This is a genomic window from Frateuria hangzhouensis, assembly GCF_026410505.1.
GTDB classification, from domain to species: domain Bacteria; phylum Pseudomonadota; class Gammaproteobacteria; order Xanthomonadales; family Rhodanobacteraceae; genus Frateuria_A; species Frateuria_A hangzhouensis.
In genome coordinates, this window is sequence record NZ_JAPMIU010000002.1 from 187,761 (window position 1) to 204,328 (window position 16,568).

14 protein-coding genes are annotated in these 16,568 nt (G+C 70.2%); 7 read left to right on the forward strand and 7 right to left on the reverse strand.

The features are described from left to right. Positions 1-452 precede the first annotated feature (452 nt). The 4 genes from ggt to gltS all read left to right on the forward strand — a co-directional run bounded on the left by ggt (position 453) and on the right by gltS (position 5,574). Entirely contained in the window at positions 453-2,210 is a 1,758-nt protein-coding gene (gene ggt / locus OSC30_RS02675; RefSeq protein WP_267170283.1) for a gamma-glutamyltransferase, read from the forward strand. Positions 2,211-2,325: 115 nt separating this feature from the next. Further along, a complete protein-coding gene (dgcN, locus tag OSC30_RS02680) occupies positions 2,326-3,369 on the forward strand; it encodes an N-acetyltransferase DgcN (protein WP_267170284.1) in 1,044 nt (347 codons plus the stop codon). Then, positions 3,354-4,340 (forward strand): N-acetyl-D-Glu racemase DgcA, encoded by a 987-nt coding sequence (gene dgcA, locus OSC30_RS02685; RefSeq protein ID WP_267170285.1) that lies wholly within the window; start codon positions 3,354-3,356, stop codon positions 4,338-4,340. The genes dgcN and dgcA overlap by 16 nt, the downstream gene beginning before the upstream one ends. Before the next feature lie 25 nt (positions 4,341-4,365). Beyond that, positions 4,366-5,574, forward strand: a complete 1,209-nt coding sequence (gene gltS / locus OSC30_RS02690; RefSeq protein ID WP_267170286.1) for a sodium/glutamate symporter — start codon at positions 4,366-4,368, stop codon at positions 5,572-5,574. A gap of 16 nt (positions 5,575-5,590) precedes the next feature. Here gltS and OSC30_RS02695 read toward each other — a convergent pair whose 3' ends face one another. Continuing rightward, the gene (locus OSC30_RS02695) at positions 5,591-7,570 is read right to left on the reverse strand and encodes a UvrD-helicase domain-containing protein (RefSeq protein ID WP_267170287.1); all 1,980 of its coding nucleotides are present in this window, start codon (positions 7,568-7,570) and stop codon (positions 5,591-5,593) included. A gap of 106 nt (positions 7,571-7,676) precedes the next feature. On the opposite strand from OSC30_RS02695, the gene OSC30_RS02700 reads away from it, so the two are divergent. From OSC30_RS02700 to OSC30_RS02710, 3 genes are all read left to right on the forward strand, one after another. Further along, on the forward strand, positions 7,677-8,975 hold the full coding sequence (locus tag OSC30_RS02700) for an NAD(P)/FAD-dependent oxidoreductase (RefSeq protein ID WP_267170288.1): 1,299 nt from the start codon (positions 7,677-7,679) through the stop codon (positions 8,973-8,975). A gap of 59 nt (positions 8,976-9,034) precedes the next feature. Next, the gene (locus OSC30_RS02705; RefSeq protein WP_267170289.1) at positions 9,035-9,667 is read left to right on the forward strand and encodes a thymidine kinase; all 633 of its coding nucleotides are present in this window, start codon (positions 9,035-9,037) and stop codon (positions 9,665-9,667) included. Between the two features lie 78 nt (positions 9,668-9,745). After that, the gene (locus OSC30_RS02710) at positions 9,746-10,507 is read left to right on the forward strand and encodes a hypothetical protein (protein ID WP_267170290.1); all 762 of its coding nucleotides are present in this window, start codon (positions 9,746-9,748) and stop codon (positions 10,505-10,507) included. A 108-nt stretch (positions 10,508-10,615) separates the two neighbouring features. Here the strand turns inward: OSC30_RS02710 and mutM are convergent, their stop codons facing one another. The 6 genes from mutM to OSC30_RS02740 form a co-directional block, all read right to left on the reverse strand. Further along, the gene (mutM, locus tag OSC30_RS02715; protein WP_267170291.1) at positions 10,616-11,443 is read right to left on the reverse strand and encodes a bifunctional DNA-formamidopyrimidine glycosylase/DNA-(apurinic or apyrimidinic site) lyase; all 828 of its coding nucleotides are present in this window, start codon (positions 11,441-11,443) and stop codon (positions 10,616-10,618) included. A gap of 94 nt (positions 11,444-11,537) precedes the next feature. Next, entirely contained in the window at positions 11,538-12,944 is a 1,407-nt protein-coding gene (gndA, locus tag OSC30_RS02720) for an NADP-dependent phosphogluconate dehydrogenase (RefSeq protein WP_267170292.1), read from the reverse strand. A 169-nt stretch (positions 12,945-13,113) separates the two neighbouring features. Then, a complete protein-coding gene (locus OSC30_RS02725) occupies positions 13,114-13,599 on the reverse strand; it encodes a hypothetical protein (protein ID WP_267170481.1) in 486 nt (161 codons plus the stop codon). Next, positions 13,599-14,954 carry a GldG family protein gene (locus OSC30_RS02730; protein WP_267170293.1) on the reverse strand — a complete coding sequence of 452 codons (1,356 nt, stop codon included), beginning with the start codon at positions 14,952-14,954 and terminating at the stop codon, positions 13,599-13,601. Before OSC30_RS02730 ends, OSC30_RS02725 begins: the two co-directional genes overlap by 1 nt. Then, positions 14,954-15,709 (reverse strand): ABC transporter permease, encoded by a 756-nt coding sequence (locus OSC30_RS02735; protein ID WP_267170294.1) that lies wholly within the window; start codon positions 15,707-15,709, stop codon positions 14,954-14,956. Before OSC30_RS02735 ends, OSC30_RS02730 begins: the two co-directional genes overlap by 1 nt. Further along, positions 15,706-16,440: an ABC transporter ATP-binding protein gene (locus tag OSC30_RS02740; protein WP_267170295.1), complete on the reverse strand. Its 735-nt coding sequence runs from the start codon at positions 16,438-16,440 to the stop codon at positions 15,706-15,708. The genes OSC30_RS02735 and OSC30_RS02740 overlap by 4 nt, the downstream gene beginning before the upstream one ends. Between the last annotated feature and the right edge of the window lie 128 nt (positions 16,441-16,568).

A 16,568-nucleotide genomic window follows, 5' to 3' on the forward strand; every position in this document is an offset into this window, starting at 1 on the left:
TGCGCCGTGCCCGGCTCCGGCGGGTGGCGCGCCTCCCGCACCGGATCGGCCGTGCGCGGCCCGCAGTGCGCTTTGCAGCTCACTGTCGACCTCGACCTCGACCTCGGTCGCGGTCGACTCCCTCGCCGACCATGGCGCAGCAACCTGCAGTACAGCGGCATCGCCTGTTTCACCAAGGCCGGCAACGTGCGGGGGCATCGACATCGTCTCCAGCGACCGCAGCGACCCGATCACCGGCATCCGGCCGACCCACGGCGTCCGATGCGGCGCGATCTCCGCGCGCCTCGACCGCAGCGCCTCCAGGCTACTGGCCGGCGGACCCGCGATATCCGGCGAGGCCCGTCCGGGACGCCGGGGCCACAACCACCAGTTATGCATCGTGCCGGTCTTTTCATTGGTGGCGCCCGGCCGCCCTTAACTATCCTCCAGCCATCCTCCGGAGGAACGATGGGATGACCGATCCAAGCGGGCGACGTCTTCATGCGCCGACGACCGGCCACACGGCGATACCACGACGGGGCCGGCGCTGGCGGTATGGCGTGCTGGCGGTGGCGCTGGTCCTGTCCGCGCCGCAGGCGCAGGCGCAGGATGCGGCCGGGCAACGCACCGCGGCGATCGCCAGCGCCAACGCGCTGGCCACCGAAGCCGGCTTCGAGACACTGGCCCGCGGCGGCAACGCGGTCGACGCGGCGATCGCAGTGGGCACCGCATTGTCGGTGGTGCAACCGGAGTCCTCGGGCATGGGCGGCGGCTTCCTGGCGGTGATCCACGACGCGGCCACCGGCAAGAACACCTTCATCGATGCACGCGAAATGGCGCCGCAGGCGGTCAGCTCGGCCGACTACCTCAAGGCCGACGGCACGCCCAACCGCGACACCTCGCTCAACGGGCCGCTCGCCGCCGGCATTCCCGGCTTCCCCGCGGGGGTGGCCTACATGGCCGGCAAGTACGGCAAGCTGCCGCTGGCCGAATCGCTGCGGCCGGCGATCCGGCTGGCCGAGCAGGGCTTTCATCCCAGCGGCGCGCTGGTGCGTTCGATCCAGCACAAGAGCGAAGTGTTGCGGCGCTACCCGGCATCCCGGGCCAAGTTCATGCCGGGCGGCAAGCTGCCGCAGGCCGACGGCATCTTCCGCGACCCAGGCCAGGCGCGCACTCTCAAAGCGTTGGCCCGCAACGGCGCGGACGGCTTCTACAAGGGCGCGGTGGCGAAGGAACTGGTGCGCGCGGTGCGCGCCGCCGGCGGCACCTGGACGCTCGCGGACCTGGCCAGCTACCGCGCCAAAGAGCGCACGCCGATCGTGCTCGACTACGCCGGCTACAAGGTGGTCACGGCACCGCCGCCGTCCTCCGGCGGCGTGGCGGTGGCCGAGATGCTGAACATCCTGGCGCCGATCGACCTTTCCCGGCTCGACCAGGCCCATCGCATCCACTGGCTGGTCGAGGCGATGCGCCGCGCCTTCCGCGACCACAACGAATACCTGGGCGACCCGGACTTCGTGAAGGTGCCGATGGACATGCTGCTCTCGCCGTACTACGCCGATGGCCTGCGCCAGAGCATCCTGCCCGACCGCGCCACCAAGTCGTCCTGGCTGCCGTCGGTGCACGCGGCCACGCCCGGCATGCACACCACCCATTATTCGATCATCGACGCCGACGGCAACATGGTCTCGATGACCGCCACGGTCAACACCTCGCTGGGCTCGAGCTTCGTCGCCGGCAACACCGGCATCCTGCTCAACAACGAGATGGACGACTTCGCGCTGGTGCCGGGCAAACCCAACGCTTTCGGCCTGCTCGGCGGCAGCGCCAACGCGCCGGTCGGCGGCAAGCGAATGCTGTCGTCGATGACGCCCAGTTTCGTGATCGGCAAGGAGCGGCTCGCGGTGATCGGCTCGCCCGGCGGCTCGACCATCATCACCCAGGTGTTCGGCGCCATCCTCGCCTTCATCGACGGCAAGGATGCCGGCCAGATTACCGCGCAGAAGCGCATCCACCACCAGTTCATGCCCGACCGCATCGACATCGAAAGGGGCAGCGACCTCCCCGCCGGCGTGATCGCCAAGCTCAAGGCGATGGGCTACGAGATCAACGACGACGACTCGTGGGGCAACATGAACGTGGTGGTCTGGGACCGCCGCACCGGCGTGAAGACCGCCGCCAGCGACCCGCGCAACCCCAACGGCCTGGGCAAGGTCGACACCGTCCACTGAAGAGCGCGGGCCCGCACCGCCCGGCACCCGGCCACTCCTCCCCCTGGCCGCACGGCGGCCGGTGCGGGCCCCCCCACTGGTCGACGGCCCCCGCCGTCATTCGGAGCAATCTTTCATGTCCCACCACGGCGATGCGGCCCCGTCCGGTCACTGGGGCCCGCCCTACCTGCTCTACCTGGGCAACCCGGCTGATGACCTGGCCATCAAGACCGCCCGTGGCGTCGCCTACTGGCGCCCGGACTGGTGCGTGGGCCAGTACCGCCACCCCGACTGCCGGCTGACGCTGGGACTGCCCGACATGGACATGGCGCAGGCCAGGGCCTGCGGCGCCAGGACGATGCTGATCGGCACCGCCAACGCCGGCGGCACGATGGCGGCGGAGATCGTCGCCGACGCCATCGCGGCGCTCGATGCCGGGCTCAACGTGGTGGCCGGGCTGCACCACAAGCTGCGCAGCCACCCGGACATCGCCGCCGCCGCGCAGCGCAACGGCCGCACGCTGTTCGACGCGCGCGACCCGGCGCCCGGCATCCCGGTCGGCAATGGCCGCCCGCGCGCCGGCCGGCGCCTGCTTACCGTGGGCACGGACTGTTCGGTCGGCAAGATGTACACCACGCTGGCGCTGGAGCGTGCCATGCAGCGGCGCGGGCTGGCGGCGGATTTCCGCGCCACCGGGCAGACCGGGATCTTCGTCGCCGGGGCCGGGGTGCCGATCGACGCGGTCGTGGCCGACTTCATCTCCGGCGGCGCCGAATGGATCTCGCCCGCGCGCGACGACGGCGGCTGGGACCTGATCGAGGGGCAGGGCTCGCTGTTCCATCCGTCCTACGCCGGCGTGTCGCTGGGCCTGCTGCACGGCTCGCAACCGGACGCGCTGGTGCTCTGCCACGAGCCCACCCGCCGCCACATGCGCGGCCTGCCGCACTATCCGATACCGGAGCTCAAGCCGTGCCTGGAAGCCAACCTGGCGGCGGCGCGCCTGACCAACCCGGCGGTGCGGGCGGTCGGCGTGGCGCTCAATACCTCGGCGATGCCGGCGGCGGAGGCCGAAGCGCTGTGCCGGCAGATCGGCCAGGAGCTCGGACTGCCCTGCCAGGACCCGGTCACCATGGGCGTCGACGCGATCGTGGACCACCTGCTCGCATGCTTCGCGAACTGAGGGTCTCCCGCCGAAGTTTTCCGCTGGTGGCGCCTTTCCGCATCGCGCGGGGCATCAAGCACGTCGCCAGGGTGGTCACGGTGGAGCTGTGCCAGGGCGCCATGACCGGGCGCGGCGAGGCGGTGCCCTATGCCCGCTACGGCGAATCGATGGACTCGGTGCTCGCCCAGATCGAGGGGCTGCGCGCCGAACTGGCCGCCGGGATGGGCCGCGACGAGCTGCAGGCACGTTTGCCGGCCGGGGCCGCGCGCAACGCACTCGACACGGCGATGTGGGATCTCGAATCGCAATTGAGCGCGGTACCGGTGTGGGCGCGGCTGGCGCGCCCGCCACGCGCCGCGCTGGTCAGCGCGATCACCCTGGGCATCGACACGCCCGAGCGCATGGGCGAAGCGGCGGCGCGGCTCGGCAGCGCCAGGCTGATCAAGATCAAGGTCGACGCCAGTGACCCGGCCGCGCGCATCGCGGCGGTGCGCGCCGCGGCGCCGGACGCCCGGCTGATCGTCGATCCGAACGAAAGCTGGGATGTCGATCTGCTGCGCCAGATGCAGCCGGCGCTCGAACGCACGCGCGTGGACCTGCTGGAGCAGCCGCTGCCGGCCGACGCGGACGAGGCCCTGCTCGGCTTCGACAGCTGCGTGCCGATCTGCGCCGACGAGGCCTGCCACGTCACCGCCGACCTGCCGCGGCTGCGCGATCGCTACCAGGCGGTCAACATCAAGCTGGACAAGACCGGCGGTTTGACCGAAGCATGGCGGCTGTTGCGCGCCGCGCGCGCGGAGGGCTTCCGGATCATGGTCGGCTGCATGGTGTGTTCGTCGCTGGGCATCACGCCGGCGCTGGAAATCGCGCGTGAGGCGGAGTTCATCGACCTGGACGGACCGCTGTGGCTGCAGGACGACTACCCCGGCGGCGTGAGCCTGCGCGAAGGCCGGCTCACGCCGCCGGCGCCGGCGTTCTGGGGCGGATGAGCATGGTCGTCGCGGGAGGGGTCGCATGCTGACGCTCGATCCGGTGCAGACGGTGGCCTGCGGCGGCCTGTTCCTGATGGTCGGCTATGCGATCCGCCGGCGCGTGCCGCTGCTGGCGCGCTTCAGCATCCCGGCGCCGGTGATCGGTGGCCTGCTGGTGGCGTTGGCGCTGCTCGCCTGCCGCCAGTGGAACCTGACGCCGGTACGCTTCGACACCGCGTTGCAACAGCCGCTGATGATCGCCTTCTTCACCAGCATCGGCTTCAACGCGAGCGCGACGCTACTGAAGGTTGGCGGTCGCCAGATCGTGCTGTTCCTGGCCCTGGCCAGCGTGCTGGCGGTAGTACAGAACGTGGTGGGCATCGGCCTGGCCAGCGCGTTCGGGCTGCCGCCGCTGTTCGGCGTGCTCACCGGATCGGTCACGCTCACCGGCGGTCCGGCCACCGGGCTGGCGTTCGCGCCGCTGTTCACCGAGGCCGGCGTGTCCGGAGCCCCTAGCGTGGCGCTGGCCAACGCGATGGCCGGCATCATCTGCGGTTCGGTGATCGGCGCGCCGCTGGCGACGCTGTTGATCGAACGCTGCCGCCTGCGCACGCCGCATGCGGCCGGTGGCGCGCCGTCCACATCGCCGGTGGCGCCCGTTGCGGCCGCGAGCACCGGCAGCCAGGAAGCGCAGGCGTTCGCCGGGCTGCGCAGCTTCGTGCTCGTGCTGCTGGCCATGGGCATCGGTGGCTGGATCAGCGACGGCATCGGCGCGCTGGGCGTCACCCTTCCCAGCTACATCGGCGCCATGCTGGTGGGCGCGCTGATCCGCAATATCGACGACCGCCGCGGCTGGTTCGGCCTGTCGGAACGCAGCCTCGACATCATCGGCAGCGCGTCGTTGTCGCTGTTCCTGGTCGTCGCGCTGATGAACCTGCACCTGTGGGACCTTGCGGGCCTGGCGCTGCCGCTGCTGGCCGGCCTGGCCGTGCAGACGCTGCTGGTGGTGGGGTTCTGCGCTTGGCCGCTGCTGCGGCTGATGGGGCGCGACTACGACGCGGCGGTGATGGCCGGCGGCTTCGCCGGCTTCATGCTCGGCACCACGGCCAACGCGGTGGCGGTGATGGGTTCGCTGACCGAGCGCTACGGCCCGGCGCCGCGCGCGTTCCTGGTGGCGCCGATCGTCGGCGCGTTCCTGATCGACTTCACCAACGCCATCATCATCACGGCCTTCGTCAACGGCTGGACGTGAGGCGGGTAGCGCAGCGTCAGCCGCTGGCGAGCATGGCCTTGATTCTGGCCATGTGCGATTCGGCGGTCTCGCGTACCGCTTCCTTGTCCGCCTCGGGGTCCTTGCCCTGCCAGTGCAGGTCGGCCTGCGGCAGTTCGTGCAGGAAGCGGCTGGGCTGGTTGTTGTGGACCTCGCCGTAGCGCTTGGTGCGGGCCGACCAGGACAGCGTGAGCAGTTCCTTGGCGCGGGTGATGCCCACGTACATCAGGCGCCGCTCTTCGTCGATGCGGCCTTCGTCGATGGCGCCTTCGTGCGGCAGCGTGCCGTCCTCGCAGCCGACGATGAAGACGAAGCGGAACTCCAGGCCCTTGGCGGCGTGCAGGGTCATCATGCGCACGGCGTTGCCAGGCTCGTCGCGGTCGGCGTGGCTGAGCAGGGCGAGCTGCGCGGCCAGGTCGCCGGCGCTGTTGCCCTTCTGCATGGCGCGGAACCAGTCGGCCAGCTCCTGCAGGTTGGCCAGGCGGCGGTCGCGCAGGGTGGCATCGGACGTGCCGGCGAGGATGTGCGCAGCGTAGCCGGTGCGCTTGATGATGCGGTCGACCAGGTCGGCGGCGCTTTCGTGCAGCGAGGCGCTGCGCAGTTCGTCGAGCAGGTGGGAGAAGCCGGCCAGCGCCGCGGCCGGGCGCGGCGTGAGCTGGCGCAGCACGGCATCGCTGCGGGTGGCCTCAAGCAGCGAGCAGTGTTTCGACTGCGCCAGCTGGCCCAGCTTTTCCAGCGTGGTCGCGCCGATCTCGCGCTTGGGCACGTTGACCACGCGCAGGAAGGCGGCATCGTCGCTGGGGTTGGTCAGCAGGCGCAGGTAGCACAGCAGGTCCTTCACCTCGGCGCGGTCGAGGAACGATAGCGCGCCAGTCAGGTGGTAGGGAATGCGCGCCAGGCGCAGCGCCTTTTCCAGCGGACGGGCCTGGAAGTTGCCGCGGTAGAGGATGGCGATGTCGTGCCAGCGCGCCTTGTGCTTCTCGGCCAGGGTGGCGGCGATCGCGGCCACCTTTTCGGCCTCGTGCTCGGCCTCCTTGCACTCGAGTACGCGGATCGGCGCGCCTTCGGGGTGCTCACTCCACAGCTTCTTTTCGTGCAGGTGCGGGTTGTTGGCGATCAACTGGTTGGCCGCGCGCAGGATGCGCTTGCCGCAGCGATAGTTCTGCTCCAGCTTGATCACGCGCAGGTCCGGCCAGTCGCGGCCGAGCTGGTCGATGTTCTCCGGGTTGGCGCCGCGCCAGGCGTAGATCGACTGGTCGTCGTCGCCCACGCAGGTGATCCGGCCGCGCTCGCCGGCCAGGCATTTGAGCAGGCGGTACTGGGCATCGTTGGTGTCCTGGTACTCGTCCACCAGCAGGTAGCGCAGGCGCTCGCGCCAGGTGTCACGGCACTCCACGTCCGATTCGAGGATGCGCAGCGGCAGGCGGATCAGGTCGTCGAAGTCGACCGCGTTGAAGGCTGCCAGGCGCTGCTGGTAGAGCTCGTAGATGGTCGCCGCCTCCAGCTCGCGCGGCGCGCGGGCGGCTGCCAGCGCTTCCTCCGGCGAAAGGCCGGCATTCTTGGCACGGCTGAGCAGGTTGCGCAGGCCGAACAGCACGTCGGGCTTGATGCCCTTGGGCGCCAGCTCCTTGACGATGCCGGAGCTGTCGTCCGCATCCAGCACCGAGAAGCCGCGGCGCAACCCCGCGCGCGCGTGTTCGATCTGCAGGAACTTCAGCCCCAGCGCGTGAAAAGTGCACACGGTCAGCGCCGCCGCATCCTCGCTGCTGACCAGCTTGCCCACGCGCTCGCGCATCTCGCGCGCGGCCTTGTTGGTGAAGGTGATGGCGGCGATCTTGTTCGCGGCCAGCTTCCGGCGCTGGACCAGGTGCGCGATCTTCTGCGTGATCACGGACGTCTTGCCGGAGCCGGCGCCGGCCAGCACGAGCAAGGGGCTGTCGCAGTGTTCGACAGCGGCCAGTTGTTGCGGATTGAGCATGGAGCAGGCGGCGGTTCGGGCGGGGCACGATGGTAGCAGAGGGGCTCTTCTGCCCCGGGGCGCATCGGCCATAATCGCGACCAGGGCATCGATGGCGGGGAAGGCGATGGATCGGGAAACCACGGTCGAGCAATGCGACGTGGCAGTGATCGGCGGCGGGCCCGCCGGCAGCACCGCGGCCGCGCTGCTGGCCAGGCGCGGCTATCGCGTGATCGCGCTGGAGAAGGAGCGCCATCCGCGGTTCCACATTGGCGAATCGCTGCTGCCGATGAACCTGCCGATCCTCGAGCGCCTGGGCGTGCTGGAGAAGGTGCACGCCATCAGCGTGTTCAAGGCCGGCGCCGATTTCGAGGCCGCCAACGAGCGCGGCTACAACGTGTTCTCGTTCGGCCGCGCGCTGGGCGACAGCCCGCCGCACAGCTACCAGGTCTGGCGGCAGGATTTCGACAAGCTGCTCTACGACCACGCCCGCGCGTGCGGCGCCGATGCGCGCGAGGGCCAGCAGGTGGTCGCGGTGGAACAGCACGGCCCGCGCCAGACCCGCCTGGACGTGAAGGGCGACGACGGCAGGCGGTACACCATCGACGCGCATTACGTGATCGACGCCACCGGCCGCGAAGCGTTGCTGTCGACCCGCAAGAAGCTCAAGCGCAGGAACCGCCAGCACCAGAGCGCGGCACTGTTCAGCCGCTTCCGCAACGCCGCGCACCGCGCCGGCGAGGATGCCGGCAACGTCAGCATCTACCGCTTCGAGCACGGCTGGATGTGGATGATTCCGCTGCCCGACGGCAGCATGAGCGTGGGCGCGGTGTGCTGGCCCGATTACCTGAAGCGCCGCCGGGGCGACCTGCGCGCATTCCTGCTCGACACGCTGCGCCAGAATGCCGCCCTGTGGCGGCGGCTGGAAGGCGCCGAACTCGTCGATGAAGTGCGCGCGGCGGGCAACTATTCCTACGATTCGGCGCAGATGGCCGGCCCCGGCTGGATCCTGGTCGGCGATGCCTTCGCCTTCCTCGACCCGGTGTTCTCCTCCGGCGTATTCCTGGCGATGGACAGTGCCGAGCGCGCGGTCGAGGTGGTCGACGGCGCGCTGCGCGAACCGGGGCGCGAAGCCCCCTTGCAGCGTGCGCTGGAAAAGCGCCTGCGTGACGGCATGGCGCGTTTCGCGTTCTTCATCGAACGCTTCAACGAGCCGGTGATGCGGCGCATGTTCTCTTCGCCACGCAATACCTGGCAGCTGGAGCAGGGCGTGATCTCGATGCTCGCCGGCGACCTTTTCGACCCGCCGCCGGTGCTGCGGCGGCTGCGCCTGTTCAAACTGGTCTACGGCGTCATGGTGTTGCGCAGCCTGCGCCAGTGGTGGGTCGGCCACCGCTACCGCCTGGCCCAGGCGCGCGCCGAATGATGCGCGTGGCCCTTACAATGCCCCGTTTCCGCTGACGACTCCGGCCTCGCCGCCTGCTCATGGCCAAGCTCTATTTCTATTACTCGGCGATGAATGCCGGCAAGACCACCACGCTGCTGCAGAGCGCGTACAACTACCACGAGCGCGGGATGCGCACGCTGATCCTCACGCCGGCGCTGGACAACCGCTATGGCGAGGGCGTGGTCGCCTCGCGCATCGGCCTGAAGGCCAACGCGCGCCGCTTCGGCGCGGGCGAGGATCTGCTCGCGCTGGTCGAGCGGGACATCGCCGCCCGCGGCGCACTGCACTGCGTGTTCGTCGACGAGGCGCAGTTCCTTTCCAAGGCGCAGGCGTGGCAGCTTTCCGACGTGGTCGACCGGCTCAACATCCCGGTGCTCGCCTACGGGCTGCGCACCGACTTCCGCGGCGAGCTGTTCGAGGGCAGCCGCTACCTGCTGGCCTGGGCCGACAACCTGGAAGAGATCAAGACCATCTGCCACACCGGTCGCAAGGCCACCATGGTGGTGCGCGTGGACGAGCAGGGCCGCGCGGTGACCGAAGGCCCGCAGGTTGAGATCGGCGGCAACGACCGCTACGTCTCGGTGAGCCGCGCCGAGTTCAAGCACATCACCGAAGGCCGCGGGCGCATCGAACTGCAGCAGAGCGTGCTGCCGCTCGACGACAAGCGCTGAGCGCTCCTGCTTCTTCGGCCGGCGCGGTCGGGGGAGAGCGACAGGGCCGTTCCCGATATGCATAACCCAAGGAACCCCATGACCGCCACCCCGGAATCCTGGCCTCGTCCCTACTGGCAGCCGGGCGACGAAACCATCGTGCTGCACTTCTACCTTTTCGGCCGCTTCGCGAAGGACCTGGCGATTCCCGCCGCGCGCTACGCCAGCCGCGGCCTGCCCGAAGGCGTGGAGCTGCAGCGTTTCACGCACGACGCCTTGCGCGGCTGGGACGGTTACCCGCTGAAAGGCGCGCTGGGCGAGCTGCTGAAGGAAGACGCGCCGCACGCCTTCGGGCAGGCCCTCGCCGCGCACGACGTACTGGTGGTGCGCGGCGAGCTGGCCGATCGCGGCAACCTGGATTACCTCCGCGACACGCTGGGCGTACTCGCCGGCCTGCTCGACGTGGGCGGCAGCGTGATCCTCGATCCGCAGATCCTCACGATGTTCGACGCCGACGCCTGGCGCCGGCACTATCTGGTTCCCGGTGGCGCGCCGCCGCGCCACCACGTGTTGGTCCTGCGCAACGGCGACGGGGAAGGCCGCGCGCACGTCCACACGCGCGGCCTGCGCAAGTTTGGCCGTCCGGACCTGAGCTTCCGCCACGTGCCCGATGCGCAGGCCGGCCCGGCCGGCATGTTGTGCGAACGGCTGGTCGAGCTGCAGGCGTTGGGCGCGCACTTCGTCGAAGGCCAGCCGCTGCAGGTCGAAGGGCTGCCCGGCGAGCTCGTCGCCCACCCCGGCGGCAGCCTGGACGATCCGCGCTTCAACAACACCCATGTGTCGTTCGACTGGCCGGTGTGATCGCCGGTCCTTTGCAGGAGCCCACTTGTGGGCGATGCTCTTTCTGCGCCGGGACGAAAAGGCGTCGCCCCCAAGTGGGCCCCTACAGGGGTTTCGCCACGCAGTGGCTCAGCGCTGGCAGCGCGGGCACCAGAAGGTCGAGCGTTGGCCCTGCGTGACCTGCCGGATCGGCGAGCCGCACACCTTGCATGGCTCGCCCGCCCGACCATAGACGTTGAGCTCGCGGAAGAAGTAGCCGGGCGCGCCATCGGGATTGAGGAAGTCGCGCAACGTGGTACCGCCGCGTTCGATCGCCCAGCCGAGGATGCGCTTGACCTCCGCGGCCAGCCGCGCGTAGCGCCCGCGCGAGACCTTGCCGGCAGCGCGACGCGGGTCGATGCCGGCGGCGAACAGCGCCTCGCTGGCGTAGATGTTGCCCACGCCCACGACGATCGCGTTGTCCATCAGGAACAGCTTCACCGCCGCGCTTCGGCCACGCGAAAGCCGCCACAGCCGGTCGCCGTCGAAGGCGTCGGTGAGCGGTTCGGGCCCCAGGGCGGCGAGCAGCGGGTGGGTCTGGCCAGGTGGCTGCCACAGCAGACAGCCGAAGCGGCGCGGGTCGGTGAAGCGCAGCACGCGCGCGGGGCGGTGCGGTTCCGACGCCAGCGCGATGTCGACGTGGTCGTGCGTGCCCAGCGGCGCGTCCGGCGGCAGCACGCGCAGCATGCCGCTCATGCCCAGATGCATCAGTGCGCTGCCGACGCGGGTGTGCAGCAGCAGGTACTTGGCGCGCCGCTCGACCGATTCGATGCACTGGCCGGGCAGCAGCTCGCTCACCTCGCGCGGGATGGGCCAGCGCAGGTCAGGACGGCGCAGGACTACCTCCGTCACGCAGCGGCCTTCGACGTGTGGGGCGATGCCGCGGCGGGTGGTTTCGACTTCAGGCAATTCGGGCATGGCGCGGACATTGTAGGAGCCCACTCGTGGGCGATGCTCTTGCTCTGGTCCCGCATCAGGGCATCGCCCGCGAGTGGCTTCTACAGGGAAGCGGTCATTCCCAGTCGACGTGGAAGTTGCCGGGACGGTCGATGCGTTCGAACGTGTGCGCACCGAAATAGTCCCGCTGCGCCTGCAGCAGGTTCGCCGGCAGCTGCTCGCTGCGATAGCCGTCGAACCAGGCGACCGCCGACGCCAGGCACGGCGTGGCCACGCCGCAGGTCACCGCGGTGGCGACCACCTCGCGCAACGCCTGCTGGTACTGGCCGGCGATGTCCGCGAAGTAAGGATCGAGCATCAGGTTGGCCAGCTGCGGCTCGCGCGTGTAGGCGGCCATGATCCGTTGCAGGAAGCCGGCGCGGATGATGCAGCCGGCGCGGAAGATGCTGGCGATGGTGGCGTAGTCCAGGTCCCAGTCGTGCACCTGCGAAGCGGCGCGCAACTGGGCGAAGCCCTGCGCGTAGGAGATCAGCTTGCCCAGGTAGAGCGCGCGGCGCACCGCCTCGATGAAGGCCGCGCGATCGCCGGTGAAGGCGGCGCCGGGGCCATGCAGCACGCGGCTGGCGGCCACCCGTTCGTCCTTCTGCGCGGACAGGCCGCGCGCGAACACCGCGCCGGTGATCAGCGGCAGCGGCACGCGCATTTCCAGCGCGTCCTGGCAGGTCCACTGGCCGGTGCCCTTCTGCGCGGCGCGGTCGAGGATCATGTCGACCAGGTCGCTGCCGGTGTCGGCGTCCTTGCGGGTGAAGATGCGCGAGGTGATCTGAATCAGATAACTGTCCAGTTCGCCCCGGTTCCAGTCCGCGTAGACCTCGGCCAGTTCGGCGTTGGACAGGCCCAGCACCTGGCGCAACATCGCGTAGCTTTCGGCAATCAACTGCATGTCGCCGTACTCGATGCCGTTGTGCACCATCTTCACGTAGTGGCCGGCGCCGTCGGGGCCCATCCAGGCCACGCAGGGGGTGCCATCGGGTGCGCGCGCGGCGATTTCGGTGAGAATGGGTTCGACCTGCGCGTAGGCCTCGCGCGGCCCGCCCGGCATGATCGACGGGCCGCGCAGGGCGCCTTCCTCGCCACCGGACACGCCGCAGCCGATGAAGTTGAAGCCGGCCGCCTGCATCGACTTTTCGCGACGGATGGTGTCGCGGTAGTAGCTGTTGCCCCCGTCGATCACGATGTCGCCCGGCTCCAGCAGAGGCTTCAGCGCTTCCAGCATGGCGTCGACCGGCGGGCCGGCCTTGATCATCAACAGGATCCGCCGCGGGCGTTCGAGCGAGGCGACAAACGCGGGCAGGTCGTGGAACGGCACCAGCCGCCGATCGGGATGGGCGGCCATCACCTGGTCTGTGAAGGCCGGCGCGTGGTCGTAGACCGACACGGCGTGGCCGCGGCTCTCGATGTTCAGCGCCAGGCTGCGGCCCATCACGCCCATGCCGAACACACCCATCACCTGCTGGCTCATCGCGCGCTCCTTTCGGAAGGTTTCAACCCGTCCGATATGGGACCGGCCGCGCGCGCCACAAGCGCCGGCGGCGCAGGTGAAGGTAGGGTGCGCTTCAGCCCACCGGGCATTCTCGCGGGACGGGTGGTGGGCTGAAGCCCACCCTACGGTGCTCACTATAGGAGCGTGGTCAGTGGATGCGTTCGGCGTCCTGCGTGGCGGGGCGTGGCGTGTAGCGCAGCGGCACCAGCGCGACGCGCTCGCCCACGCGCACGTAGCGCAGCGGGCCGGTGACGGCGGTGGTGCCGAAATCCAGCGATCGGCCGTCCAGTTCAAGTCGCGCGACCGGCGTCGCCAGGCCGATCTTCGCGGCATCGAAGTCCGCGGCCGGACGCCAGCTGATCACCGGCGCCTGCGCGATCTCGGTGAGCTCCTGCAACCGGCCGTCGTCGGCGCGCTGGCCGTTTTCCTGCCACCAATGTCCATCGTGGCGGCGATAGTGCTCCGGCGGCTGGCCTTGCAGCGTGAGCGTGACGGACGTGACTGTGGTGGGATCGAGCGCCAGCAGCGTGCCTGGCGCCTGGCGCCGGTCGTGCAGGTACTGCACCGCGGCCAGCGCCAGCAGCGCCAGCGCAAGGCCGGACACGATCCAGCGCTGGCGCGCCGCGCGCCGCATCAACGTCGGCGCCGACGCCAGACCAGCGTGCCGCCGACGATCAGCAGTAGCAGCGGCAACACGATCAGGAAACCGAGGCTGAGCAAGTTGAGCTCGGTCTGCGAGATCTGCAGCACGCGGTCGGGCGCGCCGCGTGGCGGCAGGCTCACCAGCGCATCGTCGCCGAGCAGCCAGTCGAACACGCGCTCGCCCAGCGCGCGGTTGCCGCCGTTGCCCAGGAACGTGTTGGAAAGGAAATCGCCATCGCCGATCACCACCACGCGCTGCTGGCTCTTGTCCGGGCTGGGCGAAAGGCGGGACAGCGCGAAGCCGAAGTCCAGCGGGCCCTTCAGCTCGCCCGCCGCGGCATCATGGCGAATGGTCGATCCGGCGTCGTTCTCGATAGGCTGGAACTCGGTCCAGCTCTGCGGCCCGGACTGCAGGAAGCCCTGCACCGCCCAGTCGTTGCGGTTGACCTGGGCCAGCGCGGCGACCTGCGGGAACAAAGTGGTGAGCATGAAGCCGCGGGTGATCGCGTGCGGCGGGTAGGCGCCCAGCGCGATCAGGCGCGGATCCTTCAGGCCCAGTGCGGCGCCACCGCCATCGACCAGCACGCCTGGCAGCATGCGCAGGCCCAATGCATCGGCCAGCGGCGCCAGGTTCAGGTCGCTGTTGGCCGGCTCGGTGAGCCAGAGCAGGTTGCCGCCGTTGCCGAGATAGTCGACCAGCGCGCGCACCGCGCCGGGCGCCAGCGCCAGCGTGGGGCTGGCCAGCACCACCAGGTCGGTGTGCTGCGGCACCGCCGTCACCTGGGCGAAGTTGAGCGGCACCGCGCGCATGCCCCGGCTTTCCAGTTGCGCCATGAAGGTGCCGAGGTCCGCGTTGGCCTGGCCGTCGGCGCGACGCTCGCCGTCGCCGGTGACGAAGGCGACGATGCGCTCGCCGCCGCGCGCGAGCCGTTCCAGCGCGTTGGTGAGGCTGCGCTCGGACAGCTCGTCCAGCCGCTGCTCGCGGCCGTGGTAGTGCACAATGATGGCGCCGTCGACGGTGATGCCCAGCTCGCGCATCTTCGCCGGGTCCTGCTGCGGATCGACAAAGCGCAGCACGAGATCGGGCTTGACGCGGCGGTAGCGCTCGAGGAAGCCGGCGATGGTCTGGCGCAGGTCGCCCTGCGGGTTGGCATAGCTGACGATCTCGACCGGGCCGTCGAGCTTGCCGAGCACCGCACGGCTCTCCGGCGACAGGCTGGCGCGCCCGCCCGCGGTCCAGTCGGCGACGATCGTGTGCCGGGTGGAAAGGTAGCCGACGGCGCCGGCCGCGACGAGCAGCGCCAGCGCGAACAGCCAGCCGTCCAGACGTCCGAATAGCGTGCGCATCAGCCGCGCTCCCGTTCCGCCGCGACGCGACGCGTGGCCAGCGCCAGGCTGACGACCGTCAGCAGCACGAACCACACCACGTCGGGACTGGCGACCAGCCCGCGCAGCAGTGGCTGCAGGTGCGAGCTCATGGCCAGCCAGTTGAGCGCGCCGTCGTCCACGCCGGCCATCCGCGCGCCCAGGTTCACCGCCCACAGGCCGAGCGTGATCACCAGCGCGGCCGCGGCGGCGATCGCCGGATGCGAGGCGAAGGCCGAGCAGGCCAGGCCCAGCGCGGCCAGCGAGGCCAGCAGCAGCGCCATGCCCAGCGCGGCGGCGGCGAGCTTGCCCCAGTCGATGGCGGTGGCGTGCGCCAGCGCAACCGGCATCGCCACGACCAGCGCCAGCCAGGCCAGCAGCCACACCAGCAACGCGACGTATTTGCCCAGCACGATGCGCGAGGGCTTCAGGCCCATGCCGAGCAGCAGCGCCAGGCGCCCCTCGCGGCGCTCGCCGGCCAGCGCCGACATCGACAGCAGCGGCACCACCAGGAACGCCAGTTCGGCCAGCTTGGCCAGCAGCGGCACGGCCACCAGATCTGTGTAGCCGGGGCCGTCGGGCAACGCGGCGAGGCGGATCTGCGCAGCCAGGAAGCTGCCCAGCATCAGGGTGAAATTCCACGCCAGCCAGGCCAGCGTCAGCGCGCCGAGCACCCAGGCGAGTGGGCGCACGAACAAACGGCGCAGTTCCAGTCGCGTCACCGCCAGCGCGCTCATGCGGCGGCCCTGGCGGTGGCGATGGCGAAGAAGTGCTGCTCGAGCGCGGCGTGGTCGGCGGACGTCAGCATGCCTTCGTGGCGCAGAGCGCCGTCGTGCAGGATTGCCACGCGATCGCACACCGCGGTTACTTCGGCCAGCACGTGGGTGGAGAGGATCACCGCGGTGCCGGCGGCTGCCTCATCGCGGATCAGCGTGCGCAGCGCCGCCACCTGCACCGGATCGAGCGCGTTGCCGGGTTCGTCCAGCACCAGCAGCGCGGGCTGGTGCAGCAGCGCGCAGGCCAGCCCCAGCCGCTGCCGCTGGCCTTGCGAGAGGACGCCGGCGAGGCGGCGCTCCAGCGGCGCCAGTTCCAGCCGCTCGACCATGCGTGCGCGTGCCTGCTTGAGCGCCGCGCCCTTCAGCCCGCGCAGGCGACCATGCGCGTCCAGATGTTCGCCCACCGTCAGTTCCTGCCACAGCGGGGCACGTTCGGGCAGCCAGCCCACCAGGCGGCGAGCGAGTGCCGGGTGCTCGGCAAGATCCTCGCCGTCGAGCAGGATGCGGCCGCTGTCGGGCGCCAGCGCGCCGGCGACCATCGACAGCGTGGTGGACTTGCCGGCGCCGTTGACGCCCAGCAATCCCAGTACCTGGCCACGTTCCAGTGCCAGGGTGAGATCCTGCACCGCCGTGCGGCCGGCGCGGCGGCGACTGGCTTGCTCAAGCTTTAACAGCGGTTGTGGCAGAGTCATTGCATGATTGTCACGGTGCCCCCACCTTTACACAACCGCGGGCGCCCATGAACGAACCTTGCGGAGCGCTTCACGCATGCGTGAAACGCGTTGCGCCATGCTGGCGGGTACGGAAACCCCTCCGATAG

Excerpts from the sequence above, each read along its gene's own strand:
- ggt (WP_267170283.1), top strand. The coding sequence starts at position 453 with ATGACCGATCCAAGCGGGCGACGTCTTCATGCGCCGACGACCGGCCAC.
- dgcN (WP_267170284.1), top strand. The coding sequence starts at position 2,326 with ATGTCCCACCACGGCGATGCGGCCCCGTCCGGTCACTGGGGCCCGCCC.
- dgcA (WP_267170285.1), top strand. The coding sequence starts at position 3,354 with ATGCTTCGCGAACTGAGGGTCTCCCGCCGAAGTTTTCCGCTGGTGGCG.
- gltS (WP_267170286.1), top strand. The coding sequence starts at position 4,366 with ATGCTGACGCTCGATCCGGTGCAGACGGTGGCCTGCGGCGGCCTGTTC.
- OSC30_RS02695 (WP_267170287.1), bottom strand. The coding sequence starts at position 7,570 with ATGCTCAATCCGCAACAACTGGCCGCTGTCGAACACTGCGACAGCCCC.
- OSC30_RS02700 (WP_267170288.1), top strand. The coding sequence starts at position 7,677 with ATGGATCGGGAAACCACGGTCGAGCAATGCGACGTGGCAGTGATCGGC.
- OSC30_RS02705 (WP_267170289.1), top strand. The coding sequence starts at position 9,035 with ATGGCCAAGCTCTATTTCTATTACTCGGCGATGAATGCCGGCAAGACC.
- OSC30_RS02710 (WP_267170290.1), top strand. The coding sequence starts at position 9,746 with ATGACCGCCACCCCGGAATCCTGGCCTCGTCCCTACTGGCAGCCGGGC.
- mutM (WP_267170291.1), bottom strand. The coding sequence starts at position 11,443 with ATGCCCGAATTGCCTGAAGTCGAAACCACCCGCCGCGGCATCGCCCCA.
- gndA (WP_267170292.1), bottom strand. The coding sequence starts at position 12,944 with ATGAGCCAGCAGGTGATGGGTGTGTTCGGCATGGGCGTGATGGGCCGC.
- OSC30_RS02725 (WP_267170481.1), bottom strand. The coding sequence starts at position 13,599 with ATGCGGCGCGCGGCGCGCCAGCGCTGGATCGTGTCCGGCCTTGCGCTG.
- OSC30_RS02730 (WP_267170293.1), bottom strand. The coding sequence starts at position 14,954 with ATGCGCACGCTATTCGGACGTCTGGACGGCTGGCTGTTCGCGCTGGCG.
- OSC30_RS02735 (WP_267170294.1), bottom strand. The coding sequence starts at position 15,709 with ATGAGCGCGCTGGCGGTGACGCGACTGGAACTGCGCCGTTTGTTCGTG.
- OSC30_RS02740 (WP_267170295.1), bottom strand. The coding sequence starts at position 16,440 with ATGACTCTGCCACAACCGCTGTTAAAGCTTGAGCAAGCCAGTCGCCGC.